The sequence below is a fragment of the Streptomyces sp. NPDC048442 genome (genome assembly GCF_040651475.1).
Lineage (GTDB): Bacteria > Actinomycetota > Actinomycetes > Streptomycetales > Streptomycetaceae > Streptomyces.
Window position 1 is genome coordinate 36,172 of the sequence record NZ_JBEZKB010000001.1, and the last position, 23,082, is coordinate 59,253.

A 23,082-nucleotide genomic window follows, 5' to 3' on the forward strand; every position below is an offset into this window, starting at 1 on the left:
CGGGGGACCCTGCCGGAAGCTGCGCGGGGGACCCTGCCGGAGACTGCGCCGCAGACCCGCCCCTCGCCAGCTCGCCCGCCGACGGCACCTTGTCCGTGACCGCGGCGCCCGCGTCCTTGCCCGCGTCCTTCACCCCGCCGATGACCTTCTCGAAGAGGCCGACCTCGCCGGCGCCCGCACTGCCCGCGGCGAGCTTGCTGCCGAGGCCCTTCAGCGACTCGATGCCCTCGGTCAGCGGGGCGACCGCCTTGGAGAGCAGCGGGTCGCCCTTGGCGTTGTTGACCGCCGCCTTCAGCCTGTTGTACGTGAACGCGCCCGCGAGCCCCGCCTTGACGAGGGCGAACTTCCGGCCGTCCGCACCGCTCTTGAACTTGCCCGCCTTGTACGGCTTCACGACCCACTGGTACGCGGCCCCGGCGGCCAGCGACGCGTTGGCGACGAACCGCGTCTTGGCGAGCCGCTGCTTCTCGACCTCGCCGGTGGACGGCGAGGCGGTGGCGGTCTTCGTCGCGTTCGCGTTCGCGGCCGCCTTGTCGTCGTCGTTGCAGGCCGCGAGCGGCATCAGCAGCGCACATGTCAGCGGCACGGCGACGAGCGCACGGCGAGCGGGGGTGGCGGTGAGGGCGGAACGGGGCACAGCGGGCCTCCCGGGGCCTGAACGACGGCAGCGACGGCTGCGACAGCAGCGACGGCTACAACGGCTGCGACAGCACTCCCCCGCAGCGTCACCCGGGCCCCGGGCGCCCACCAGCGGGGCGGGGCCATCCGGGTTTGACGACCGTCATCTCGGCAACATGTTCGACATGTCCACACGTACGCGCACCGGAAATCCAGCCGCGACCCTGATCGCCGTCGTCGCGGACATCGCAGCCCTGATCCTGGGCCTGTGGATCCTGTTCTACCTACTGGACGCCAACCAGGGGAACGCGCTGGTCGGGTTCATCAAGGACGCCGCGCACTTCCTGGCGGGCTGGTCCTACGACCTGTTCACCTTCGACGAGGAGTGGGCGCGCGTGGTGGCGGGCTACGGTCTGCCGGCCGTGGTCTACCTGTTCGTGGGGCACGCCGTCGCGGGGGCCGTCCGCCGCCGCTGACGCACGTACCCCCGTACCCGAAATCAGGACGCGACCCCCGTACCCGACATCGGGACGTGCTCAGCAGCACTCCGGGTCGAGCCCCAGCGGCAGCCGCTCGCCGCCGAACACCGCACAGGTCGCCTCCTCGCCGCCGAGCGCGGCCACCGCGAGGAGCAGCGAGCCCGCGGTCCAGGTGGTGAGTTCCTGCGGCCAGATCGCCTTGTCCTCGAAGACGTAACCCGTCCAGTACAGGCCGCTGCCGTCGTCCGCGCGCAGGTGCTGGATCGACTGGAGGATCTCCAGCGCCCGGTCGGACTCCCCCATCACCCAGAGCGCCAGGGCGAGTTCGCAGCTCTCCCCGCCCGTCACCCACGGGTTGGGCAGTACGCAGCGCACGCCGAGATCCGGTACGACGAAGGCGTCCCAGTGGGCCTCGACGCGCTGCTTGGCGGCGGGTCCGGTGAGGGCTCCGGCGAGGATCGGGTAGTACCAGTCCATCGAGTAGCGGTTCTTGTCGAGGAACCGCTCGGGGTGGTGCTGGATCGCGTGCCGCAGCGAGCCGACCGCCAACTCCCAGTCGGGCTGCGGCTCTTCGCGCTGCTCGGCGATGGCGAGCGCGCAGCGCAGCGCCTGGTGGATGGAGGAACTCCCGGTCAGCAGCGCGTCGTTGACCGCCGTCCCGTCCTCCTCCCGCTTCCAGCCGATCTGCCCACCGCTCTGCTGGAGTGCGAGGACGAACTCGACGGCCGCGTACACGGCGGGCCACATCCGGTCGATGAACGCGTCGTCGCCGGTGGCGACGTAGTGGTGCCAGACACCTACGGCTATGTACGCGCAGAAGTTGGTCTCGCGGGAGCGGTCGGTGGGACGGTCGTGGTCGCCGTCGTCGTACGCCGCGTACCAGGATCCGTCCGGGTTCTGGTGCTTCACCAGCCACTCGTACGCCCGCGCCGCCGCCTCGTGCTCGCCCGCAGCGTCGAGCGCCATGGCGGCCTCCGTGTGGTCCCACGGGTCGAGGTGGTGGCCCCGGAACCACGGGATGGCGCCGTCCGGACGCTGCTGGGCGAGGATTCCGGCGACGGTCTCCATTGCCTGATCGGACGTCAGAACACCGGGCAGGACGAGGTGTTCGGTGTAGCCGGGGCTCGTCACTTGGTGTCCGCGGCGGCTGCCACTGCTGCGGCTTCGATCGGCAGGTGCGGCTTGGTGGCGTACGCGACGAAGCTCTTGCCGACGACCGGGTTGAGCGCCTGCTCGGCGAGCCTGGTGACCAGCGGCTTCTTCATGATGTCCCAGACGAGGAGCTTGTGGTACGCCTTCACCGGCAGCGCCTTGTCGTTGTCGACGCCGAACGCGCACTTGAGCCACCAGTACGGCGAGTGCAGCGCGTGCGCGTGGTGCGTGCCGTACGGCTTGAGGCCCGCCTCGCGCATCTTCCCGAGCAGCTCGTCCGCCTTGTAGATGCGGATGTGGCCGCCCTCGACCTCGTGGTACGCGTCGGAGAGCGTCCAGCAGACCTTCTCGGGCCCGTAGCGCGGCACGGTCACCGCGATGCGCCCGCCGGGCCGCAGCACGCGCACCATCTCGGCGAGCACGCCCTTGTCGTCGGGGATGTGCTCCATGACCTCGGAGATGATCACGACGTCGAACGAGGCGTCCGGGAAGGGCAGGTTGAGCGCGTCGCCCTCCATGGCGGTCGCGGTGGCCCCCTCGGGCGCCTCCCCCGCCTCCTTCATGGCGGCGAACCACTTGGCGACCTCGCGGATCTCCTCGCCGTTCTGGTCGAGGGCCACCACCTGGGCGCCACGCCGGTAGCACTCGAAGGCGTGCCGCCCTGCGCCGCAGCCCAGGTCGAGGACGCGGTCGCCCGGGGCGAGCGGGAAGCGGGAGAAGTCCACGGTCAGCACGGGGGCTCAGCTTTCATCCGGCGGTGGGGGTGGTTCGGGCGGTTCTTTCGAGCAAGTTGCTTGCGGGGCCTAGGACTTGACGGCGGCGGCCTGCGTCGCGAGGGCTTGCCGGTAGCGCTCGGCGGTGCCGATCGCGGCCTGTGTCCAGGTGAACTTCTCCAGCACGCGGGCCCGTCCTGCCGCGCCGAGCCGCATCCGCAGCCCGGGGTCGCCGAGGAGCCGCGACAGCTGTCCGGCGAGGGCGTCGGCGTCGCCCGGCGGTACGGCGAGGCAGGTTTCACCGTCGGGTCCCGCGACCTCGGGGATGGCGCCGCCGGTGGTGGCGACGAGCGGCGTTCCCGTGGCCATGGCCTCGGCGGCCGGCAGCGAGAAGCCCTCGTACAGGGACGGCACACAGGCGACCTGCGCGCCGCGCACGAGGTCCACCAGCTCGGCGTCGCTGATCCCCTTGACGAACTCGATGGCCCCCTGGAGCCCGAACCTCTCGATGGCCTGCGCGACGGGCCCGTCCTCGGCCCGCTTCCCGACGACGACGAGGTGCGCGTCGGGCCGCTCCGAGCGCAGCTTGGCGAGCGCCTCGACGAGGTGGACGAGCCCCTTCAGCGGAACATCGGCGCTCGACGTGGTGACGATGCGGCCCGGAACCTCGGGCACGGACGCGTCCGGCGACCACAGCTGCGTATCGGCTCCGATGTGCACGACGTGGACGCGGTCGCGGCGCACGCCGAGGTGCTCGACGATCTCCGCCTGCGAGGAGCCGGACACGGTGAGCACGGACGGCAGCCGGCGGGCGACCCGCTTCTGCATCCGGGTGAACCCGTACCAGCGCCGTACGGAGACCCGCTTCAGCCGGGTCCCGGCGGCGGCCAGATCGAGCTGCCGGTCCACGGTGATGGGGTGGTGGATCGTCGTCACGAGCGGCGCGCCGAGGTCGCCTAGGAGTCCGTACCCGAGCGTCTGGTTGTCGTGGATGACGTCGAACTCGCCGCGCCTGGCGAGGAGATGACGCTTCGCCCGCAGCGAGAAGGTCAGCGGCTCGGGGAATCCACCGGTGCGCATCGTCGCGAACTCGACGGCGTCGATCCAGTTCCGGTACTCGTCCCGCTTGGGCGTACGGAAGGGGTCGGGGCTGCGGTACAGGTCGAGGCTCGGCAGCTCGGTGAGCGGCACGCCCTCGTCGAGCACGGGGTAGGGCTGGGCGCCCAGCACCTCGACGCTGTGCCCGAGCCGGGCCAGCTCCCGCGACAGGTGGCGGACGTACACGCCCTGGCCGCCGCAGAACGGGTTCCCCTTGTACGAGAGGAGCGCGATGCGCAGCGGACGGTCACCGGCGCTCGCGGCTGCGTTCGCGGTGGCGGTGCCAGTGGCGGTGGCGTCCCCGGAACGGGGGCCCGCCTGTATGGCCTCAGCGGTCACTCTCGGCCCCCTTCTTGACGCACTTCCGCCGGAGCGTAGCCGCTGGCGCTAATCTAGAACAAGTTCCAGTGTTGATCGGACACGGAGCTTTGAATCTACCGGCAGGATGCGGCGGCGTAAGGTCCGGATCAGGTGATTCGCGCCACGGCAGCATGGCCCGCCCGGATGCGGACCAGGCACGGACTCGGTACAGGCACGGCGCGGACTCGCACTGACTCGCACGGACACGGCACAGACACGGCACGGACACGGCACAGACATGGCATGGACACGGGGGCACGGGGTCACATGAAAGCGCAAGCCAGAACGTCCGGCGGCGGCAACGCCCATGCCATCGCCCCGGCCACCCCGCCCCTGACGGAGCGCCAGGAAGCCCGGCGGCGCCGCATTCTGCACGCCAGCGCCCAGCTCGCGAGCCGCGGCGGCTTCGACGCCGTACAAATGCGCGAGGTGGCAGAAGCGGCCGAAGTCGCCCTGGGCACCCTCTACCGCTACTTCCCCTCCAAGGTGCATCTGCTGGTCGCCACCATGCAGGACCAGCTCAGCCACATGCACACCACCCTGCGCAAGAGCCCCCCTGCCGCCACCTCCTCCTCGGAGCGCGTCGCGGAAACGCTCATGCGCGCCTTCCGCGCGCTGCAGCGCGAACCGAACCTCGCCGACGCCATGGTCCGCGCCCTGACCTTCGCCGACCGCTCGGTCAGCCCGGAGGTCGACACCGTCTCCCGCCAGACCACCGCGATCATCCTGGACGCGATGGGCCTGGACACGGAGGCCCGCCGCCCCACCCCGGAACAGCTCTCGGCGGTCCGCGTCATCGAGCACACCTGGCACTCGGCGCTGATCACCTGGCTGTCGGGGCGGGCGTCGATCGCCCAGGTAAAGATCGACATCGAGACGGTGTGCAGACTGATCGACCTGACGGCGGAGGAGGACTGATCCGCCGGCCCCGAAGGAGGAGCCCTGTCAGTCCTCCGGCGGGAACACCACCTCCCCCGAGTCCCGCAGCGTGATCGTGATCGCTTCGACCGGGCAGCCCTCCGCCGCCGCGAGGACGTCCTCGTGGGCGTCGGACTCGGCTTCGACCGGGTGGGACTGGCGGGCGGTGTCCAGACGGAAGCGGCCGGGGGCCGTGTTCACGCACATGCCGGAGCCGATGCAGACGCCGCGGTCCACCTCCACGTGCCAGCGGTCGCCCATCAGGACGCCCCCGGGCCCTCGTAACCCGCCGGGAGGTGGATCATCTTGTGCTCCAGGTACTCGCCGTAGCCCTCGGGGCCGAATTCGCGGCCCAGCCCCGAGTTCTTGTAGCCGCCGAACGGGCCCATCATGTCCATGCTGAAGGTGTTGACCGAGTAGGTGCCGGTGCGCACCTGGCGGGCGATGTCGATGCCGTGCTCGACGTCCGCCGTCCAGACGCTGCCGCTCAGGCCGTACTCGGAGTCGTTGGCGATACGGAGCGCGTCGGCCTCGTCCTCGTACGGGAGAAGACAGATCACCGGGCCGAAGATTTCCTCGCGGGCGATGCGCATGGAGTTGTCGACGTTGCCGAAGAGGGTGGGCTCGACGTACCAGCCGGTCTGCTGGGAGGCCGGGCGGCCGCCGCCCGCGAGGATCTTGGCGCCCTCCTCCTGGCCGATGCGGATGTAGTCGAGGGAGCGCTGCTGCTGGCGGCGGGCGACCAGCGGGCCGACCTCGGTGGCCGGGTCCATGGGGTCGCCGACCTTGAGGGCGCCCGCCGCCGCGGCGAAGGCTTCGGCGAACTCCTCGTAGCGGGCGCGGGGGGCCAGGATGCGGGACTGCGCCACGCAGGCCTGGCCGTTGAGCATCCAGGCAAAGGGGACGATGCCCGCCACCGCGGTCGCCAGGTCGGCGTCGGGGAGGATCACGGCGGCCGATTTGCCGCCCAGTTCCAGGGTGACGCGGCTGAGGTTGCGGGAAGCGACCTCCATGACGCGCTTGCCGGCGGCCACGGAGCCGGTGAAGGACACCTTGTCGACGTCCGGGTGGCCGACCAGGTACTCGCTGACCTCGCGGTCGGCGGGAATGATCGAGAGCACCCCCTCCGGAAGGCCCGCCTCCGCGCAGATCTCGCCGAGGATGTAGGAGTCGAGGGGGGTTTCCGGGGACACCTTCAGGACGACCGTGCATCCGGCGAGCAGGGCGGGGGCGAGCTTCGCGGCGGCCGTGAACTGCGGGACGTTCCACGGGACGACGGCCGCGACGACGCCGACCGGTTCGCGGCGGACGAGGAGATTGCCCAGGACGCCGGTGCGGCTCGTCTCCAGCGGGACCTCCTGCGCCACCTTGATCGCCGTGTCCCAGACCATCATCGCGGAGAGTGCCTGCATCATGATGCTCGCGGTGTACGGGGTGCCGTTCTCGCAGGAGATGACGCGGGCCAGCTCCTCGTGGCGTACGGCGATCGCGTCCTTGATGCGGGTGACAACGGCGATCCGCTCGTCCAGGGACGTGCGGGGCCAGCCACCGGAGTCGAAGGCCTTCCTGGCCGCTGCCACGGCCCGGTCCACGTCCGCCTCGCTCGCGTGCGGGACACGGCCGATGACCTGCTCGGTGTGTGGGGAGACGACCTCGATGGAGTCCTGGCCGAGGGGGCTCGTCAACGTCCCGCCCACATAAAGCTGCTGGTGCTCCACAAGCTCGGTCATGGCTGCTGCCTCCCGCAAGTCCGGTCGCGCACGGTGGTGCTGACGTCTCGTCAGCTACCTCCCTCGAACTGATACCAGTTCTAGTTCGTACGGGGAAGGGGCGCGACGCGGCCGCGCGGGAGGAGCGGGGCGCACGCCAGGAGGAAGCAGAGGCCTCCCAGGGAGAGGAAGTTGAGGTTCACTGCCATCAGGACCGTGCCGAGGATCAGCGCGGCCACCATGAACAGCTTGGTGCGCGGCGGGAGCGCCGCCAGTGCGGCGAGGGCGATCAGACCGAGGAAGAAGAGCGGCGGAACGACGCCGTAGACCACGGGCTCGACCCCCGGCACGTCCTGGACCTGCTGGAAGATCTCGACCATCGCGGGGCGGTCGGCCGCCATGAAGCCGGCCGCCAGGTCGATCACCGCCTGCGCGGCGGTGGCGACGAGCCCCAGCATCCCCACCGCGAGGGCCGCGGCGGCTGGGATGCGCCTGGCCGCGGGGGCAGCTCGGCGCAGGTGCAGCAGCACCGGAATGAAGAGCAACACCCCTGCCAGCATGGCGAGATGGCCTGCGCTCCAGCCCGCACTCGGCACGCCGCGTTCACTGAGGAGTCGGATGAGGCCGTACGCGGCGAGGGCCAGAGGGCCCGCGACGAGGGCGGTACGGGTGAGGCGGTCCGGGGCGGCGGAGGGGTAGGTGGGGGCGGGGGCTGCGTACGTCGGGTTCGTCATGCCCCGATCCTGTCCGTGTACAGACACCCGGACCATCGGGGACAACCACGGGGCGACCCCGACAACACCCCTGAGACGGCTCGGGGTTGAGCCACCCACGAACCCTCACACCCTCACGCCCGATGGAACCCGTTCTAGTTATAGTGACCGCGAGGCAAGTCCCGCACCACTTTGGACAGTTGGGGGAGCCATGACGCAGAGCGTGAGCGGCGCAGACGGTACGGGCGGAGCGGGCGGAGCAGAAGGTACGGGCGGAGCGGGCGAAACCGCGCCCGGAGTGCTCGACCACGGCGGCGGCGTCTGGAGCATCAAGGTCCCGATCCCCGACAACCCGCTCGGCCACACCCTCGTCCACCTGCTGGACACCGACCGGGGGCCGGTCCTCGTCGACACCGGCTGGGACGACCCCGCCTCCTGGGACACCCTCACCGCCGGACTCGCCTCCCTGGATGTACGGGTCGAGGACGTCCACGGAGTGCTGATCACCCACCACCACCCCGACCACCACGGCCTCTCGGGGCAGGTACGGGACGCCTCCGGGGCGTGGATCGCCATGCACGCCGCCGACGCGGAGGTCGTCCGCCGCACCCGCAGCACCGAACCGGGCGCCTGGCTCACCTACCTGACCGCCAAACTGGCCGCCGCCGGAGCCCCCGAGGAGCACCTCGCCCCGCTCGTCGCGGCACGCGACTCGGGCCGGACGCGTACGCTCCCCGGGCTGCGGGCCGCCCTCCCCGACCGGGAGATCGCCCCCGGCGAACTGCTGCCCCTGGCCGGCCGGAAGCTGCGCGCCGTTTGGACTCCGGGCCACACCCCCGGCCATGTCTGCCTGCACCTGGAGGAGCAGCACCCCGGCAATCTCCCCGGCCACGGCCGCCTCTTCTCCGGCGACCACCTCCTGCCCGGGATCACCCCGCACATCGGCCTGTACGAGGACCCGGACTCCGACTCCCCCGCCGATCCCCTCGGGGACTACCTCGCCTCCCTGGAGCGCGTCGGCCGCCTCGGCGCCGCCGAGGTCCTCCCCGCCCACCAGTACGCCTTCACCACCCCGCGCGCACGCGTCGACGAACTCCTCGCCCACCACGAGGAACGCCTCACCGGCCTGCGCACCCTCCTCGCCACTCCCCTCACCCCCTGGCAGCTCGCGGAGCGCATGGAGTGGAACAGGCCGTGGGAGCAGATCCCGTACGGGTCCCGGAACATCGCCGTCTCGGAGGCCGAGGCCCATCTGCGCCGACTGGTGAAACTGGGGCACGCGGAGGCGGTGCCTGGCAGCGACCCGGTGACGTACACGGCGCTCTGACGGCGCTCCGAGCGCGGTCTGACCGCGGACTGACCGCGGTCCGGCGACGGCCTGCCGGTGACCTGTCGGCCATCTGCTCCGGCCCCGGCCCGGGTACCGGTCGGTAGAATGCGGGCATGATCACCCTTCGCCGCAGCGCCGCAGCGCTCGCCGTCACCGCCGTCGTCGGCGCGGTGGCCGCCCCCGTCGCCTCCGCCGCGCCGACCCCGTCGCCCGTCGCCGTTCCGTCCGGGCTGTACGGGAAGGGGGACCCGACGTACGACGGTGTCTTCCGGCAGTCGCTGGCTCTGCTCGCGCAGAAGACGGTCGGAGTGACACCTTCCGCCAAGGCCGTGGACTGGCTGGTGGGTCAGCAGTGCGCAAACGGTGGCTTCGCGGCCTTCCGGGCGGACGCGGGCAAGGCCTGCGACGCCAAGACCATGGTCGACAGCAACGCGACGTCCGCCGCCGTGCAGGCGCTGAGCGCGCTGGGCGGGCAGGACGCGGCCGTGAAGAAGGCCGTCGGCTGGCTGAAGTCCGTACAGAACAAGGACGGCGGGTGGGCGTACGCACCGGGGACGCCGTCCGACGCGAACTCCACGTCGATCGTCGTGGGCGCACTGACCGCCGCGGGCGAGAAGCCCGGGGACTGGAAGGGCAAGGACGGCGAGTCTCCGCTGGTGGCGCTGCTCTCCTTCCAGATCAACTGTGACGGAAAGCCCGAGAACCAGGGTTCCTTCGCCTTCCAGCCCGACAAGTCCGGCAAGCTCTTCCCGAACGCCGACGCGACCGCCGCCGTGGTGACCGCCTCCCTCGGCAAGGGCCTGGTCGTCGACGCCCCGAAGGCGAACAAGGCGATCGAGGGCGCCCCCGGCTGCAAGCAGGGCATCTCCGACCCGGAGACCGCCGCGTCGGCGGGCTCCGACTACCTCTCCCGGCTGCTCACCAAGTACGGCCAGCACCTGAGGTCGGCGATGCCGGGCGCCGAGGCCCAGCCCGACTTCGGCAACACCGCCGACGCCGTCGTGGCGCTCGCCGCCGACGGGCACAAGGACGCCGCCGCCAAGTCCGCCGCCTGGCTGGCGAAGAACTCCGCAGCCTGGGCGAAGACGACAGGCCCCGCCGCGTACGCCCAGCTGATCTTCGCCGCGCACGCCACCGGCATGGACCCGAACTCCTTCGGCGGCGCCGACCTCGTCGCGCAGCTGAACGCGACCGGTCCCGCGCCCGAGGGGAAGCCCGAGAAGTCCGGAAAGGCGGCTGCGGCCGACGCCGAGGACGCGAAGAAGGACGAGGGCGGCTCCTCCGCGACCTGGTGGATCGTCGGCGTCGCGTTCGTGGCGAGCATGGGAGCGGGCTTCCTGATCAGCGGGCGCAACAAGAAGAACCGGCAGCTGTGAATCTCCGGACGAAGCTCGGTGCGCCGCTGGTGACGGTGGCGGCCGCACTGTGCGCGCTGGCACCGGCCGCGCAGGCCGCCGAGGCCGCTTACACCTCGGACACCTCCGACACCTCCTCCTCCGGCTACCGCTACTGGTCGTTCTGGGAGCGCGACGGCTCCAAGTGGGCGTACGCGACCCAGGGCGCGTCCACCACCCACCCGGCCGACGGCGCCGTGCAGGGATTCCGGTTCGCCGTGAGCCAGGACTCGCAGGACGCGGCGAAACCGCGCGGGAACGCCGACTTCGGTGCTGCCTGCGCGAAGACCCCGGCCAAGGAGGACACCAAGCGGATCGCTCTCGTCCTTGACTTCGGCACGGCCCAGGATGCGCCCGCCGGTGAGAAGCCGCCCGCGCCTCGCACCGTATGTGCGCAGGTCGGAACGGATGCGACGACCGCCGAGGCACTCGCGGAAGTGGCGCGGCCGCTGCGGTACAACAACGCGGCGCTGCTGTGCGCGATCGCCGGATACCCGAAGGCCGGATGTGCCGAGCAGGTGTCGGGGAAGTCCTCGGCCGCAGCCTCCCCCTCCCCTGCCTCTTCTGATTCCGCTTCTTCCTCTGCCGCGGGCCAGGGCGAGGGCGACGGCGGCCCGTCCGCCGGTCTGATCGTCGGGTTCGCAGCGGTCCTGGTGCTCGGCGCGGCCGCCGTGTGGCAGGCACGCCGCCGCCGGGGATGAGCACGGTCGTCCCGGGTCTGCGCGCCCCCGCCGCCAGCCGCAGCAACGCCCTGCACGCCGGGGCCTGGTGGCTGTGGGCGCTCGGCCTCGCCACCGCCGCGTCCCGGACCACCCATCCGCTGCTGCTCGGACTGCTGGTCGGGGTCGCCGGTTACGTGGTCGCCGCGCGCCGCACCGATGCGCCGTGGGCGCGGTCGTACGGGGCGTTCGTCAAGCTCGGGCTGATGGTGCTGGTGATCCGGCTGGTGTTCTCGGTGTTCCTGGGGTCGCCCATTCCGGGGCAGCACGTGCTGTTCGCGCTGCCCGAGGTGCCGCTGCCCGACTGGGCGAAGGGCGTGCGGCTCGGCGGGAAGGTGACCGCCGAACAGCTGGTCTTCGCGCTGTACGACGGCCTGAACCTGGCCACCCTGCTGATCTGCGTGGGCGCCGCGAACGCGCTCGCCAATCCGGCACGGCTGCTGAAGTCGTTGCCGGGCGCCCTGTACGAGGCGGGGGTGGCCGTGGTGGTCGCCATGACCTTCGCGCCGAACATGGTCTCCGACGTGGTCCGGCTGCGGTCCGCCAGGCGGCTGCGCGGCCGGCCCACCGGCGGGGTGAAGGCGCTGCTCCAGATCGGCCTCCCGGTGCTGGAGGGCGCGCTGGAGCGGTCCGTGGCGCTGGCCGCGTCCATGGACGCGCGGGGGTACGGGCGCACCGCCCAAGTGCCGCCCGCCGTACGGCACTTGACGACCGCGCTCACCCTGGGCGGGCTGCTCGGCGTGTGCGCCGGGACGTACGGGCTGCTCGCGGCCGAGGGTGCCGGGTACGGGCTGCCGGTGCTGCTGATCGGGCTCGCCGCCGCCATGGCCGGGCTCCGGCTCGGCGGGCGCCGCAGTGTGCGCACCCGGTACCGGCCGGACCGGTGGGGGGTGCGGGCCTGGCTGGTCGCCGGTTCGGGCGCGGCCGTGGCGGGGCTGATGATCTGGGCCGGTTCGTACGCTCCCGGGGCCCTGCACCCCGGGGTGCTGCCGCTGGTGGCGCCCGAGCTCCCGCTGTGGCCCGCGCTGTCGGTACTGATCGGGCTGCTGCCCGCGTTCGTGGCCCCTGTACCTGCTCCTCCCCTAGGGAACGTGAAGTGATCCGGTTCGAGAACGTCTCCGTCCGGTACGACGGCGCCGATGTCCCCGCTCTCCAGGGCATCGACCTCACCGTCCCCGAGGGCGAGCTGGTGCTGCTCGTCGGTCCGTCCGGAGTCGGCAAGTCGACACTGCTCGGCGCGGTGTCCGGTCTGGTGCCGCACTTCACCGGGGGCGTGCTGACCGGCCGGGTCACCGTTGACGGCCGCGACACCCGCACCCACAAGCCGCGCGAACTCGCGGACGTGGTCGGCACGGTCGGCCAGGACCCCCTCTCGCACTTCGTCACCGACACCGTCGAGGACGAGCTGGCGTACGGCATGGAGTCGCTGGGCGTCGCCCCCGACGTGATGCGGCGGCGCGTCGAGGAGACCCTCGACCTGCTCGGCCTCGCCGACCTGCGGGACCGCCCGATCGCCACCCTGTCGGGGGGCCAGCAGCAGCGCGTCGCCCTCGGGTCCGTCCTCACCACCCACCCCAAGGTCCTCGTCCTCGACGAGCCGACGTCCGCCCTGGACCCGGCGGCCGCCGAGGAGGTCCTGGCGGTGCTGCAGCGCCTGGTGCACGACCTGGGCACGACCGTACTGATGGCCGAGCACCGCCTGGAGCGGGTCGTGCAGTACGCCGACCAGGTCGTCCTGCTGCCCGGCCCCTCTCTCGCCCCTGTGATGGGCGAGAGCGCCGCGGTCATGGCCGTCTCCCCCGTGTACCCGCCCGTGGTGGGTCTCGGCCGGCTGGCCGGGTGGACACCACTGCCGCTGTCCGTACGGGACGCCCGCCGCAGGTCCGCCGCGCTGCGGGCCGAACTGGCGGACCGTACGCCTGCCGCCGCCGTCCCCGCGCCCGACGCACCGCCGGTCGCCGAAACGGCCGGACTCTCGCTGCGCCGGGGCCGCGTCGAGGCCCTGCGGAACGTGACCCTGTCCGTACGCCCCGGGGAGACGGTGGCCCTGATGGGGCGCAACGGGGCAGGGAAATCAACCCTGTTGAACACCCTGGTCGGCATGCACGAGCCGTCGTCCGGCCGGGTCCTGGTCGGCGGCCGCGTTCCCGCGAAGACCTCACCGCGCGAGATGGTGCGGCGGGTGGGCCTCGTACCGCAGGAACCGCGCGACCTGCTGTACGCGGACACGGTCGCCGCCGAGTGCGCTGCTGCCGACCACGACGCGGGCGCGGACCCCGGCACCTGCCGGGCGCTGGTGAGCGCGCTGCTGCCGGACGTACCGGACTCCACCCACCCCCGCGACCTGTCGGAGGGCCAGCGCCTGGCTCTCGCCCTCGCCCTCGTACTCACCGGGAAGCCTCCTCTCCTGCTGCTGGACGAGCCGACGCGCGGTCTGGACTACGCGGCGAAGGCCCGGCTGGTCGGGATCCTGCGCGGGCTGACGGCGGACGGCCACGCCCTGGTACTGGCCACCCACGACGTGGAGCTGGCCGCCGAGCTGGCGCACCGGGTGGTGATCCTCGCGGACGGGGAGGTCGTCGCGGACGGTCCGACGCCGGAAGTGGTCGTGTCCTCTCCTTCTTTCGCACCCCAGGTGGCGAAGGTCCTCGCACCGCAGGAGTGGCTGACCGTGACGCAGGTGGCAGACGCACTGGGCCGGGACGCACCCGGCCAGGACCCGCTGGGACCGGACGCGCCGGGCCAGGACCTGCTGGGACCGGACGCGCCGGGCCGGAGCACTCCGGGTCGACAGACGCCCGGCCGGGCCACGCCGGGCTGGAGCAAGCCGGGCCAGGACACTCCGGGGGACGGACGGTGAGCGCCGTCCGGCCGGTGCGGCTGGGGCCCCGGTCCGTGGCCGCGCTCGTACTGGTCAGCCTGGTCGGGGTGATCGCCTTCGGATGGCCGCTGCTCGCCGACTCGGCCGCCGGGCTCGCACACTCCAAGGACGCGCCGTGGCTGTTCGCCGCGCTGCTGCCGCTGCTGGTCGCGGTGGTGGTGGCGACGATCTCCGACTCGGGCCTCGACGCGAAAGCCGTCGCGATGCTGGGAGTGCTGGCCGCCGTGGGCGCGGCGCTGCGCCCGCTCGGAGCGGGGACGGCCGGCCTGGAGCCGATGTTCTTCCTGATGGTGCTGAGCGGGCGGGTGCTGGGGCCCGGCTTCGGTTTCGTCCTCGGGTCGGTCACGATCTTCGCCTCCGCTCTGCTCACCGGTGGGGTGGGGCCGTGGATGCCTTTCCAGATGCTGGCCATGGGCTGGTTCACGATGGGCGCCGGGCTGCTGCCCGGCTGGGAGCGGCTGCGCGGGTGGGGCGAGCTGGTGCTGCTCGCCCTGTACGGGGCGGCGGCCGCCTTCTTCTACGGCACGGTCATGAACCTCCAGGGCTGGACGTACATCGGCGGCCTCTCCACCGGTGTCTCCTTCGTACCGGGCGACCCACTGCACGAGAACCTGGTCCGTTTCCTCGCGTACTGCCTGGCCACCTCGGTGGGCTGGGACCTGGGCCGGGCGGTCCTCACGGTCGTCCTGACACTGACGGTCGGCCCTGCCCTCCTGAAGGCACTGCGCCGCGCCACCAGGCGGGCGGCCTTCGAAGCCCCGGTCTCCTTCGAGCCGCTGCCTGCCCCCGGGACGCCGTCCGCTCCCGGGGCACCGCCCCACCCCGAGGCCTCGCCAATGCCGTAGTCGCCCGAAAAGCCGTAGTCGGGCGATTCCGCTCCGTGCAAAACGGGGTCCCGGTGGTGTGAAGCGAGCCATAGGACCTTAGTCCTTAACTATCCGGGGTAGTAGACCGTCCGGCCCCTCGCCCACCCCTGCCGCACCCCGTCCGACCTGGGGTATTCCTCCCGGTGCGAAGTCGGCCCGTTGTGCCTGCCTCGCCGCTTCCACTAGTAAGAGCGGTGCTTGCGGGGCCGGTCCACGGCTGCTTCATTGGTTCAGCCGCAGGGCGCCGGACGGCTCCGCTTTCCGCCGTGGTGCCCCTCCCCCCGAGCCTCAGGGCATCGCGTGCGGCAGATCTGTCCCCGACGTTAGGCCCCCTTTCGTGTCGTTCGCTTTCATCAGCCGTTTCACCGCCCGCCAGAAGACCGCCGTCGTCGGCGCCACCGCCCTGCTGGGTGCTGCGGGTGCCGTCTTCGGAGCTTCCTCCCCGGCATCGGCGGCCCCCGCCTCCGCCCAGGACGTGGCCCGGCAGATGATGCCCGCAGCCCAGTACCAGTGCTTCAGCAAGATCGTGTCGCACGAGTCCGGCTGGAACCATCACGCCACCAACGCCTCCTCCGGTGCGTACGGCCTGGTCCAGGCGCTCCCCGCGTCGAAGATGTCCTCGGCCGGCGCGGACTGGAAGGAAAACCCGAAGACCCAGATCGAGTGGGGTCTGGACTACATGAATTCGCGGTACGGCAGCCCCTGTGGCGCGTGGGACTTCTGGCAGCAGAACAACTGGTACTGAGCCCTACCGGTCCAGTGCCGCGAACCACCGTGCTATCTGCGGTGCGGACTTCTTGAAGGCCCCGAAGTGGTCGACCTTTCCCTGGTCGATCACCGGGGCCTTCACTCCGTTGTCGGCCAGGTCGGCGGCGCAGGTGCGCGCGTTGCCGATGGGTACGTCGGTGTCGCCGGACGAGGTGTGGAGCCGCACCGGCACCCTCGGCTTCCAGTCGCAGGTCCCGTCGTTGGCCTCGATCGCCTTGAGCAGTGCGCCGCTGGGGTGGCGCATCTTCTCGTAGAAGCCGGGGGTGAGGAGTTCCTTTATCGAGCCGGGGAGGTTCCTGGCGACGTCCTCCTCGGTGTGCCGGGTGTCGAAGAGCTCCTCGACGACCTTCGCGTAGGGCTGCCGGAAGACCTCGGCGGGGTCCTTGTAGAGGGGGTGGATCCGGTTCTGGGCGGTGAGGAAGTACGAGGTGTAGAAGAGGCCGCTCATCGGGCTGACCCGGCCGTCGTACAGCGCCGGTATTTCCGTGCCGCCCAGGTCGTACGGTCCGGCGACGGGGGCGAGGGCCTTCAGCCGGAAGTGCCGGTCGCCGCCGGTGCTGCCGGCGCCCCGGGCCAGCTCGCGGCCGACCGCCATCGCGACCTGGCCGCCCTGTGAGAAGCCGGTGGCGTAGACGTCGCCGCTCAGCGGCCGGCCGAGCTGCTTCGCGGCCCGGCGCGAGGCACGCAGCATGTCGACCGTGGCGGTGACGGCGGACTTGGTGTCCATGTACGGGTGCAGGCCGGGCCCCTTGCCGAGCCCGAGGTAGTCGGGGGCGGCGACCGCCCGGCCCGTACTCGCGTACAGGTAGGACGAGAGACGGCCGAAGTCGTCACCCACCGACGGGGCGTAGTCACGGTGGATCATGGTGCCGTGCGTGTCGGAGACGACCGGCAGCCGGCGGTCGCCACCCTTGGGCAGCCCCTTGGGCAGCACGAACAGTCCGGTGGCCGTGGTCGGGGCGCCCTGCGGCGTCACCGTCCGGTATGTCAGCCGGTACGCGGCGAGGCCGTACCTCACCAGCTGCGCGTCCGCCTCAAGGCCTCCCTTGGCGAGGTACGCGGCGACCTCGCCCCGGCCCAGCTCGCCCAGCGGAGTGACGGAGAGCAGTGCACCTCGGCCGGTGCGCTTCTGCGCCGCCGCCTCAAAGACGGCCGAGGTGGCGACCGGGACGGCGGACGGAGCGCCGGCCGGGGCGGCGGGTGCCGTGGCCGCCAGCGCCGGAGCTGCTGCGAGCCCGGCGAGAGCAACGACGGTGACCAGTGCGGTAGTTGCTGCGCGTGTCTGCTTCATGTCTCGACATTAGGTACGCCGCCGATCCACCACCATGCGGCTGGCCGCACTGTTGAGGTGCGTTCAACACCACCCCCAAACTGCGGCATACCGCACTCCACCGCGTACCCGGCACTCAGCGCCCAGCCCCGGCCCCACCCCCGGGGCCCCGGTCCCAGCCCCGGAGCCCCTGTCCCCTCACAGCCGCTGAATGATCGTCCCCGTCGCCAGCGCCCCGCCCGCGCACATCGTGATCAGCGCGAACTCCTTGTCCCTGCGCTCCAGTTCGTGCAGCGCCGTGGTGATCAGCCGGGCCCCGGTCGCTCCCACCGGATGGCCGAGCGCGATGGCACCGCCGTTCACATTGACCTTCTCCAGGTCCTGCTCGAAGACCTGCCCCCAGCTCAACACCACCGAGGCGAAAGCCTCGTTGATCTCGACCAGGTCGATGTCCTTGAGCGACATGCCCGCCTTGCCGAGCACCGCCCGCGTCGCGTCGATCGGCCCGTCCAGGTGGTAGTGCGGGTCGGAACCGACCAGCGCCTGCGCGACGATCCGAGCCCGCGCCTTGAGCTTGAGCGCCCGCGCCATCCGCTTCGACGCCCACATGAGCGCGCACGCGCCGTCGGAGATCTGCGAGGAGTTCCCCGCGGTGTGCACGGCCGTCGGCATCACCGGTTTCAGTGCGCCCAGGGCCTCCATCGACGTGTCCCGCAATCCCTCGTCGCGGTCGACGAGCCGCCACATGCCCTGCCCCGCGGCCTGCTCCTCCTCGTTCGTCGGCACCTGCACGGCGAACGTCTCCCGCTTGAAGCGCTCCTCCGCCCATGCGGCCGCCGCCCGCTCCTGCGACATCAGGCCCAGCGAGTCGACCCGTTCACGGGTCAGTCCCCGGTGCCTGGCGATCCGCTCGGCCGCCTCGAACTGGTTGGGCAGATCCACGTTCCACTCGTCGGGGAACGGCTTGCCGGGCCCGTGCTTGGAGCCGCTGCCCAGCGGCACCCGGCTCATCGCCTCGACCCCGCAGCCGATGCCGATGTCGATGACTCCGGCCGCGATCATGTTGGCGACCATGTGGTTGGCCTGCTGCGAGGAGCCGCACTGGCAGTCGACGGTGGTCGCCGCCGTCTCGTACGGAAGCCCCATCGCCAGCCATGCGTTGCGCACCGGGTTCATCGACTGCTCGCCGGCGTGCGTGACGGTGCCGCCGACGACCTGCTCGACGCAGTCGGCGGGGATGCCGGTGCGGCCGAGCAGCTCCCGGTAGGTCTCACCCAGCAGATAGGCGGGATGCAGGTTGGCGAGCGCGCCCCCGCGTTTGCCGATGGGGGTGCGTACGGCTTCGACGATGACGGGTTCCGCGGCCATGAGCTCGTCCTCTTCTCACCGGAATTAGTACGCGTTCTAGTTCTCCGGTCAGTCTCGTGAAGAACGGCCCGAGTGCGCAAGGGTCTTGCCACTTGTAGAACTCGTTACTACCTTGCGGACGACTTCTGATGGGCCATCAGACGAGTCTTAGCGACAGGGAGTTGCCGATGTCCTGCCCCGTCCTCCCCGAAGGGTTCGACTTCACCGATCCCGACGTCCTCCAGTCCGGCGTACCCCTCCCCGAGTTCGCGGCGATGCGGCAGACCGCGCCCGTCTGGTGGTGCGCGCAGACGCCCGGGATCTCCGGGTTCGACGACGCCGGCTACTGGGTGGTGACGCGGCACGAGGACGTCAAGTACGTCTCCACGCACCCCGAGCTGTTCTCCTCGAACACCAACACCGCGGTGATCCGCTTCAACGAGTCGATCAGCCGCGACCAGATCGAGGTCCAGAAGCTGATCATGCTGAACATGGACCCGCCGGAGCACACCCGGGTCCGCCAGATCGTGCAGCGCGGCTTCACCCCGCGCGCCATCCGCTCCCTGGAGAACGCACTGCGCGACCGGGCGCACAAGATCGTCGAGGCCGCGTTGGCGGAGGCACAGAAGGGCGACGGCAGCTTCGACTTCGTCACGAACATCGCCGTAGAACTCCCCCTTCAGGCGATCGCCGAGCTCATCGGCGTACCGCAGGAGGACCGCAGCAAGATCTTCGACTGGTCCAACAAGATGGCGGCGTACGACGACCCCGAGTACGCGATCACCGAGGAGATCGGCGCCGAGGCGGCCATGGAGATCGTGTCGTACGCGATGAACCTGGCGGCGGCGCGCAAGGAATGCCCGGCCAAGGACATCGTGTCGCAGCTGGTCGCGGCGGAGGGCGACGGGAACCTCGCCTCCGACGAGTTCGGCTTCTTCGTGATCCTGCTGGCCGTGGCCGGCAACGAGACCACCCGCAACGCCATCAGCCACGGCATGCACGCGTTCCTCACCCACCCCGAGGAGTGGGAGCTCTACAAGAGGGAGCGCCCGGAGACCACCGCCGAGGAGATCGTGCGCTGGGCAACGCCGGTCGTGTCCTTCCAGCGGACCGCGACTCAGGACGTGGAACTGGGCGGACAGCGGATCAAGAAGGGCGACCGGGTCGGGATGTTCTACTCCTCGGCCAACCAAGACCCTGAGGTCTTCGACGAGCCGGAGAAGTTCGACATCACCCGCGACCCGAACCCGCACCTGGGCTTCGGCGGCGGCGGTCCGCACTTCTGCCTCGGCAAGTCCCTCGCGGTCCTGGAGATCAACCTGATCTTCAACGCCCTCGCGGACGCCCTCCCGGACCTGCACCTGGCGGGCGACCCGCGACGGCTCCGCTCGGCCTGGCTGAACGGGATCAAGGAGCTTCGGGTCAGGGCCGCCTGAAGAACCTCGTACGTACGGGTATGACTCGTACGGCTACGCGTCCATGCGCGCGTACGGCCACGCACCCATGCGCACGTACGGCCACGCGCCCATGCGCTCGTACGGCTACGCACCCATGCGCTCGTACGCCTAGGCGCTGACGCGGCGGTAGCTGCTGCCGTCCTTCGTACGGGACAGGAAGCCGCCCTCGACGAGATAGCGGCGCAGCGCCGAACAGTCCTCGTGCACGGCCCTGATCGTGTCGTTGACCTCGCGCTCGGTGTAGTCGCGGCCGGAGACGAAAAGGGTCTCGGTCAGATGCGCGAGCAGCTGCTCGCGGCGGGCAGGTTTGCGCGGTACGGACGTGAGCCGCCCGCCGGAGAAGAACGCCTCGACACCTTGACCCGCCACGGGGTGACTCCCAGCCTCTGCGACAACGATGAACACGACGCTCCGTTCTAGCCGTTGGGGACCCCCTCCTGCCAGGCAATAAACAACGGGACCTCCCCGCTCGCGTCGAGCACGACGATCCCGAAGGGCCGCTCGAAGCGGATCGTCTCAGTCCGCCGCGGAGGCGGCGGCGCACCGCCGGGCGCCATCAGCACCGCGCTCACGGCGGCGGCCTCCACCCCCTCCTCGGCGACCTTGAGGACGGCTTCCTGCACCACCCGTGAGACGGCGAGGCGCTCCGGGGACATTCCGGAGAAGTCGGCGGACTCCGTGGTCGCCCGGTGGATACCCAAGGCGGCCAGCTGGTCGGTCACTTCGACGGTCGTACGGAGCGAGAGCCGCGGCAGCGCGATTGCCACGAGGTCGGTGTCCAGCGGCGCCCGGTCACCGGGCCCGGCCCACCCGGCAGGCAGTACGTCCCGGGGCCCGGCCCCCTCCGCCCCCAACAGGAACCGCACCCTGGCCGGGGCACCACCCTGCTCCACGCGGCAGCGCAGCTCCACCACCCTGGTCGGGCCGACCGTCCAGGCGTCCGCGAGCGGGACCCCCTTGTGCATGGTCGGCACCCGGTGCCGTATCCCCGCGGCAGCCGTAAAGTCCCGCTCCCGGGTCGCCGATGACTCGAAGGGGAACTCCCAACGGGCCTTCAGCGCAAGGGCGTTGACAACGGCGACCAGGACGTCGTCCCCCACCCGCACCGGCAGCCGCTCGACCAGGCCCCCCGTCACGGCCCGCACCCAGCCGTCGATCTCCGCGGGATCGAGCCGCCCCACGGCGACCCCGGGCAGCGCGTCCTGAAAGTCCCGGTGCACCGGCACCCTGCTCCACACACAGGTGGCCACCCCGAGCGCGTCGGTGCCCGCCAGCGCACGCCCCACCTCACCCACGGCCTTCGCCGCGTCGTCCCCAGCAACCCCCAGCAGCTGCCGCAGCTCGTCGGCGGTCTCGCCCTTCGCCCCGGCCGCCACCACACCCAGCGCCAGCCACAGCCCGGCCGGCGACCACACGAAGCCCCCGCCCTCGTCCCCGCCTCCGGCAAGCCCCAACCACCGCTCGGCAAACCGCGTGATCCCCGCCCCGTCCCGCACGACCGCCCCCCTCACCTCTCCAGCTCCCGCCCCAGGCTTCCCGGACCAACGACACTACCGACGACCACTGACAACGGGCCTGTCCGCCCGATCTGCCCGATCCGCCCACTCCGCCCGCCCCGCCCGATGTCAGTCCCGTACGGCAGGATGGAACGCATGAGCATCGTGAAGATCAACGCACTGACCGTGCCTGCCGAGCAGCGGGAGGTCCTGGAGAAGCGGTTCTCGTCGCGCGCCGGGTCCGTGGAGAACTCCGACGGATTCGAGTGGTTCGAGCTGCTGCGGCCCGTCGAGGGCACCGACCAGTACCTCGTGTACACGCGGTGGCGCGACGAGGAGTCATTCAAGGCGTGGATGGAGGGGCCGATGAAGGAGGCCCACCAGCGCGGTGCGGGCAGCGGAGGAGGCGGCGAGCACCCCAAGCCCGCCGCCTCCGGCTCCACTGTGTGGTCGTTCGAGGTGGTCCAGCAGGCGGGTCCGAAGACCGCCTGAGGCCGTCCGGCAGTGTCCGGGACCGGTCTCTGGACCTGAGGGCGTCCGGTCTACAGCTGGAGCAGCCGCTCCGTCACCTCGCGGTACTTGCGCAGGGCGACCCGCAGTTCCTCCGTCTCCGTCGCCCGGCCCTCGGGCTCCCAGGCGCCACGGAGCGAACGGCGGTGCTCGGCGAGGGTCTCCGTGACGTGACGGGCGGCCTCCTCCAGTACGCGGTCGGCCTCCTCGACCGCGTGCCGCGGTTCGTCGACGAAGTGGTTGAGGGCCTGCTGGAGGCGCAGCCCCAGCTTGTCGCGCTCACCGTGCGGAAGGAGCGAAGTGGGCTGCGCGCCGCGCTCCTGGTCCTGCCGGTGCCCCGGGGTCGCCGCCTGCCCCTCCGGCGGCCGGTGCAGCGGACCGACCTCGTTCGATCCGCCCGCCCCTGTCACCCCGATGTCCCGTGCGCTGCGGCCCCGTTGATCGGCCTGCACCGGGTCGTGCAGCGCGTCCGGCACTGCTTCCGCGCCGCGCTCGGAGGGGGCCGGCACCCGGTGCGCCCCGGCGTCCCTGCCCTGACCGTGCCCCTGTCCCTGACCGTGTCCCTGACCGAGCCCCTGCCCACTGTTCGCGGGCCTCTCGTTTCCGGCTTCGTACGTCATGTCAGACTCCACTCCTCTTGGCGTGCAGGGTCTGTGCGCGGGGGTCCGCCACCAGCGCCTCGAACAGGGCGCGGGCCTCGACCACGGCCTCTCGCATCTCCTCCGTACCGCCCTCGCCGCGTGCCGCGCGCCGTACCCGGCGGAATCCGTCGACGACCGGGCCGTGGTGCACGGACAGTGCCTCGATCTGCTCGGACTCGCCGTCCGGGTAGCCCCGTTCGACGGCGACCGCCGACAGCAGCCGGTCCGCCTCGGCGACCGCCTTCTGCGGGGAGTCGACGAACTGCTCCTGCACCCCGGCCCACAGGGCCACGTAACTCTCGTGCCGCTCCTGCGGCAGCGGGCGCGGGCGGAAGTCGCCGTACCGCTTCACCCGCTCGCCCAGCTCGCGCTCGGCGGCCCCGGAGTCGCCGTCGTGCCGGGCCAGCACCCTTTCGTACTCGGGGCCGAACCGCCGCTTCAGGCTCCCGCCGCCCGCCCGGCCCCGTCCGGGACCGAGGAGGACGACAGCCGCCGCGGCGGCGATCACGACCACCACGATCAGCACAATGATCAGGACTGTGGACATGCTCTGCCTTTCCGGTACTTGGGGCTCGGGGCCCGCAGAGTTACGGCCCCTCGTCCACCGGGTAGCCCGTAATCCGGTGGTCAAACGGCCGCTGCT

General features: G+C 71.5%; 23 protein-coding genes and 1 pseudogene. 11 read left to right on the plus strand and 13 right to left on the minus strand.

The features are described 5' to 3' along the window. Positions 1-58 precede the first annotated feature (58 nt). Positions 59-562 (minus strand): annotated as a pseudogene (locus AB0D18_RS00180) (hypothetical protein); the annotation flags it as partial. 241 nt (positions 563-803) lie between these two features. Here AB0D18_RS00180 and AB0D18_RS00185 point away from each other — a divergent pair. After that, positions 804-1,094, plus strand: coding sequence for a hypothetical protein (locus tag AB0D18_RS00185; RefSeq protein ID WP_362410239.1), 291 nt, complete (start codon positions 804-806; stop codon positions 1,092-1,094). 60 nt (positions 1,095-1,154) lie between these two features. On the opposite strand, the gene AB0D18_RS00190 is transcribed toward AB0D18_RS00185, so the two are convergent. From AB0D18_RS00190 to AB0D18_RS00200, 3 genes are all read right to left on the minus strand, one after another. After that, complete coding sequence (locus AB0D18_RS00190; RefSeq protein WP_362410242.1) at positions 1,155-2,228, minus strand: prenyltransferase/squalene oxidase repeat-containing protein; 1,074 nt, start codon at positions 2,226-2,228, stop codon at positions 1,155-1,157. After that, positions 2,225-2,983, minus strand: coding sequence for a class I SAM-dependent methyltransferase (locus AB0D18_RS00195; protein ID WP_362410245.1), 759 nt, complete (start codon positions 2,981-2,983; stop codon positions 2,225-2,227). Before AB0D18_RS00195 ends, AB0D18_RS00190 begins: the two co-directional genes overlap by 4 nt. 69 nt (positions 2,984-3,052) lie before the next feature. Continuing rightward, positions 3,053-4,399, minus strand: coding sequence for a glycosyltransferase family 4 protein (locus AB0D18_RS00200; RefSeq protein ID WP_362410248.1), 1,347 nt, complete (start codon positions 4,397-4,399; stop codon positions 3,053-3,055). A gap of 288 nt (positions 4,400-4,687) precedes the next feature. Here AB0D18_RS00200 and AB0D18_RS00205 point away from each other — a divergent pair, with 288 nt between their 5' ends. Next, on the plus strand, positions 4,688-5,338 hold the full coding sequence (locus AB0D18_RS00205; protein ID WP_362410251.1) for a TetR family transcriptional regulator: 651 nt from the start codon (positions 4,688-4,690) through the stop codon (positions 5,336-5,338). 27 nt (positions 5,339-5,365) lie between these two features. Here the strand turns inward: AB0D18_RS00205 and AB0D18_RS00210 are convergent, their stop codons facing one another. From AB0D18_RS00210 to AB0D18_RS00220, 3 genes are all read right to left on the minus strand, one after another. Then, positions 5,366-5,599, minus strand: a complete 234-nt coding sequence (locus AB0D18_RS00210; RefSeq protein WP_362410254.1) for a ferredoxin — start codon at positions 5,597-5,599, stop codon at positions 5,366-5,368. Continuing rightward, positions 5,599-7,068 (minus strand): aldehyde dehydrogenase, encoded by a 1,470-nt coding sequence (locus AB0D18_RS00215; RefSeq protein WP_362410257.1) that lies wholly within the window; start codon positions 7,066-7,068, stop codon positions 5,599-5,601. Before AB0D18_RS00215 ends, AB0D18_RS00210 begins: the two co-directional genes overlap by 1 nt. Positions 7,069-7,148: 80 nt before the next feature. Further along, positions 7,149-7,781 (minus strand): hypothetical protein, encoded by a 633-nt coding sequence (locus AB0D18_RS00220; protein WP_362410260.1) that lies wholly within the window; start codon positions 7,779-7,781, stop codon positions 7,149-7,151. A gap of 190 nt (positions 7,782-7,971) precedes the next feature. Here AB0D18_RS00220 and AB0D18_RS00225 point away from each other — a divergent pair, with 190 nt between their 5' ends. The 7 genes from AB0D18_RS00225 to AB0D18_RS00255 all read left to right on the plus strand — a co-directional run bounded on the left by AB0D18_RS00225 (position 7,972) and on the right by AB0D18_RS00255 (position 15,695). Continuing rightward, complete coding sequence (locus AB0D18_RS00225; protein WP_362410263.1) at positions 7,972-9,087, plus strand: MBL fold metallo-hydrolase; 1,116 nt, start codon at positions 7,972-7,974, stop codon at positions 9,085-9,087. Positions 9,088-9,206: 119 nt separating this feature from the next. Then, positions 9,207-10,466 (plus strand): prenyltransferase/squalene oxidase repeat-containing protein, encoded by a 1,260-nt coding sequence (locus tag AB0D18_RS00230; protein WP_362412041.1) that lies wholly within the window; start codon positions 9,207-9,209, stop codon positions 10,464-10,466. After that, positions 10,463-11,185, plus strand: coding sequence for an SCO2322 family protein (locus AB0D18_RS00235; RefSeq protein ID WP_362410266.1), 723 nt, complete (start codon positions 10,463-10,465; stop codon positions 11,183-11,185). Before AB0D18_RS00230 ends, AB0D18_RS00235 begins: the two co-directional genes overlap by 4 nt. Further along, positions 11,182-12,303 (plus strand): energy-coupling factor transporter transmembrane protein EcfT, encoded by a 1,122-nt coding sequence (locus tag AB0D18_RS00240; protein ID WP_362410269.1) that lies wholly within the window; start codon positions 11,182-11,184, stop codon positions 12,301-12,303. The genes AB0D18_RS00235 and AB0D18_RS00240 overlap by 4 nt, the downstream gene beginning before the upstream one ends. Then, positions 12,300-14,063, plus strand: coding sequence for an ATP-binding cassette domain-containing protein (locus AB0D18_RS00245; RefSeq protein WP_362410272.1), 1,764 nt, complete (start codon positions 12,300-12,302; stop codon positions 14,061-14,063). Before AB0D18_RS00240 ends, AB0D18_RS00245 begins: the two co-directional genes overlap by 4 nt. Continuing rightward, positions 14,060-14,929, plus strand: a complete 870-nt coding sequence (locus AB0D18_RS00250) for an ECF transporter S component (RefSeq protein ID WP_362410275.1) — start codon at positions 14,060-14,062, stop codon at positions 14,927-14,929. The genes AB0D18_RS00245 and AB0D18_RS00250 overlap by 4 nt, the downstream gene beginning before the upstream one ends. A 358-nt stretch (positions 14,930-15,287) precedes the next feature. Next, positions 15,288-15,695, plus strand: a complete 408-nt coding sequence (locus AB0D18_RS00255; RefSeq protein ID WP_362410278.1) for a transglycosylase SLT domain-containing protein — start codon at positions 15,288-15,290, stop codon at positions 15,693-15,695. A gap of 3 nt (positions 15,696-15,698) precedes the next feature. On the opposite strand, the gene AB0D18_RS00260 is transcribed toward AB0D18_RS00255, so the two are convergent. Together AB0D18_RS00260 and AB0D18_RS00265 are read right to left on the minus strand one after the other, a co-directional pair. Continuing rightward, complete coding sequence (locus tag AB0D18_RS00260) at positions 15,699-17,009, minus strand: alpha/beta hydrolase (RefSeq protein ID WP_362410281.1); 1,311 nt, start codon at positions 17,007-17,009, stop codon at positions 15,699-15,701. A gap of 177 nt (positions 17,010-17,186) precedes the next feature. Next, on the minus strand, positions 17,187-18,356 hold the full coding sequence (locus tag AB0D18_RS00265) for a steroid 3-ketoacyl-CoA thiolase (protein WP_362410284.1): 1,170 nt from the start codon (positions 18,354-18,356) through the stop codon (positions 17,187-17,189). A 167-nt stretch (positions 18,357-18,523) separates the two neighbouring features. Here AB0D18_RS00265 and AB0D18_RS00270 point away from each other — a divergent pair, with 167 nt between their 5' ends. Next, the gene (locus AB0D18_RS00270; protein WP_362410287.1) at positions 18,524-19,771 is read left to right on the plus strand and encodes a cytochrome P450; all 1,248 of its coding nucleotides are present in this window, start codon (positions 18,524-18,526) and stop codon (positions 19,769-19,771) included. Between the two features lie 129 nt (positions 19,772-19,900). On the opposite strand, the gene AB0D18_RS00275 is transcribed toward AB0D18_RS00270, so the two are convergent. Both AB0D18_RS00275 and AB0D18_RS00280 read right to left on the minus strand, forming a co-directional pair. Continuing rightward, on the minus strand, positions 19,901-20,161 hold the full coding sequence (locus AB0D18_RS00275) for a DUF2087 domain-containing protein (protein WP_362410290.1): 261 nt from the start codon (positions 20,159-20,161) through the stop codon (positions 19,901-19,903). Between the two features lie 47 nt (positions 20,162-20,208). Beyond that, a complete protein-coding gene (locus tag AB0D18_RS00280; RefSeq protein WP_362410293.1) occupies positions 20,209-21,303 on the minus strand; it encodes a serpin family protein in 1,095 nt (364 codons plus the stop codon). A 141-nt stretch (positions 21,304-21,444) separates the two neighbouring features. Here AB0D18_RS00280 and AB0D18_RS00285 point away from each other — a divergent pair, with 141 nt between their 5' ends. Continuing rightward, complete coding sequence (locus AB0D18_RS00285) at positions 21,445-21,780, plus strand: antibiotic biosynthesis monooxygenase (RefSeq protein WP_362410296.1); 336 nt, start codon at positions 21,445-21,447, stop codon at positions 21,778-21,780. Positions 21,781-21,830: 50 nt separating this feature from the next. Here the strand turns inward: AB0D18_RS00285 and AB0D18_RS00290 are convergent, their stop codons facing one another. Beyond that, positions 21,831-22,418, minus strand: a complete 588-nt coding sequence (locus AB0D18_RS00290) for a hypothetical protein (RefSeq protein WP_362410299.1) — start codon at positions 22,416-22,418, stop codon at positions 21,831-21,833. A 1-nt stretch (position 22,419) separates the two neighbouring features. Next, positions 22,420-22,986: a hypothetical protein gene (locus AB0D18_RS00295; protein WP_362410302.1), complete on the minus strand. Its 567-nt coding sequence runs from the start codon at positions 22,984-22,986 to the stop codon at positions 22,420-22,422. Positions 22,987-23,082: the final 96 nt, after the last annotated feature.

Bases quoted from the DNA above. Each gene is read 5' to 3' on its own strand.
- AB0D18_RS00185 (WP_362410239.1), top strand. From the start codon at position 804: ATGTCCACACGTACGCGCACCGGAAATCCAGCCGCGACCCTGATCGCC.
- AB0D18_RS00205 (WP_362410251.1), top strand. From the start codon at position 4,688: ATGAAAGCGCAAGCCAGAACGTCCGGCGGCGGCAACGCCCATGCCATC.
- AB0D18_RS00210 (WP_362410254.1), bottom strand. From the start codon at position 5,599: ATGGGCGACCGCTGGCACGTGGAGGTGGACCGCGGCGTCTGCATCGGC.
- AB0D18_RS00215 (WP_362410257.1), bottom strand. From the start codon at position 7,068: ATGACCGAGCTTGTGGAGCACCAGCAGCTTTATGTGGGCGGGACGTTG.
- AB0D18_RS00220 (WP_362410260.1), bottom strand. From the start codon at position 7,781: ATGACGAACCCGACGTACGCAGCCCCCGCCCCCACCTACCCCTCCGCC.
- AB0D18_RS00225 (WP_362410263.1), top strand. From the start codon at position 7,972: ATGACGCAGAGCGTGAGCGGCGCAGACGGTACGGGCGGAGCGGGCGGA.
- AB0D18_RS00240 (WP_362410269.1), top strand. From the start codon at position 11,182: ATGAGCACGGTCGTCCCGGGTCTGCGCGCCCCCGCCGCCAGCCGCAGC.
- AB0D18_RS00260 (WP_362410281.1), bottom strand. From the start codon at position 17,009: ATGAAGCAGACACGCGCAGCAACTACCGCACTGGTCACCGTCGTTGCT.
- AB0D18_RS00265 (WP_362410284.1), bottom strand. From the start codon at position 18,356: ATGGCCGCGGAACCCGTCATCGTCGAAGCCGTACGCACCCCCATCGGC.
- AB0D18_RS00270 (WP_362410287.1), top strand. From the start codon at position 18,524: ATGTCCTGCCCCGTCCTCCCCGAAGGGTTCGACTTCACCGATCCCGAC.
- AB0D18_RS00285 (WP_362410296.1), top strand. From the start codon at position 21,445: ATGAGCATCGTGAAGATCAACGCACTGACCGTGCCTGCCGAGCAGCGG.
- AB0D18_RS00290 (WP_362410299.1), bottom strand. From the start codon at position 22,418: ATGACGTACGAAGCCGGAAACGAGAGGCCCGCGAACAGTGGGCAGGGG.
- AB0D18_RS00295 (WP_362410302.1), bottom strand. From the start codon at position 22,986: ATGTCCACAGTCCTGATCATTGTGCTGATCGTGGTGGTCGTGATCGCC.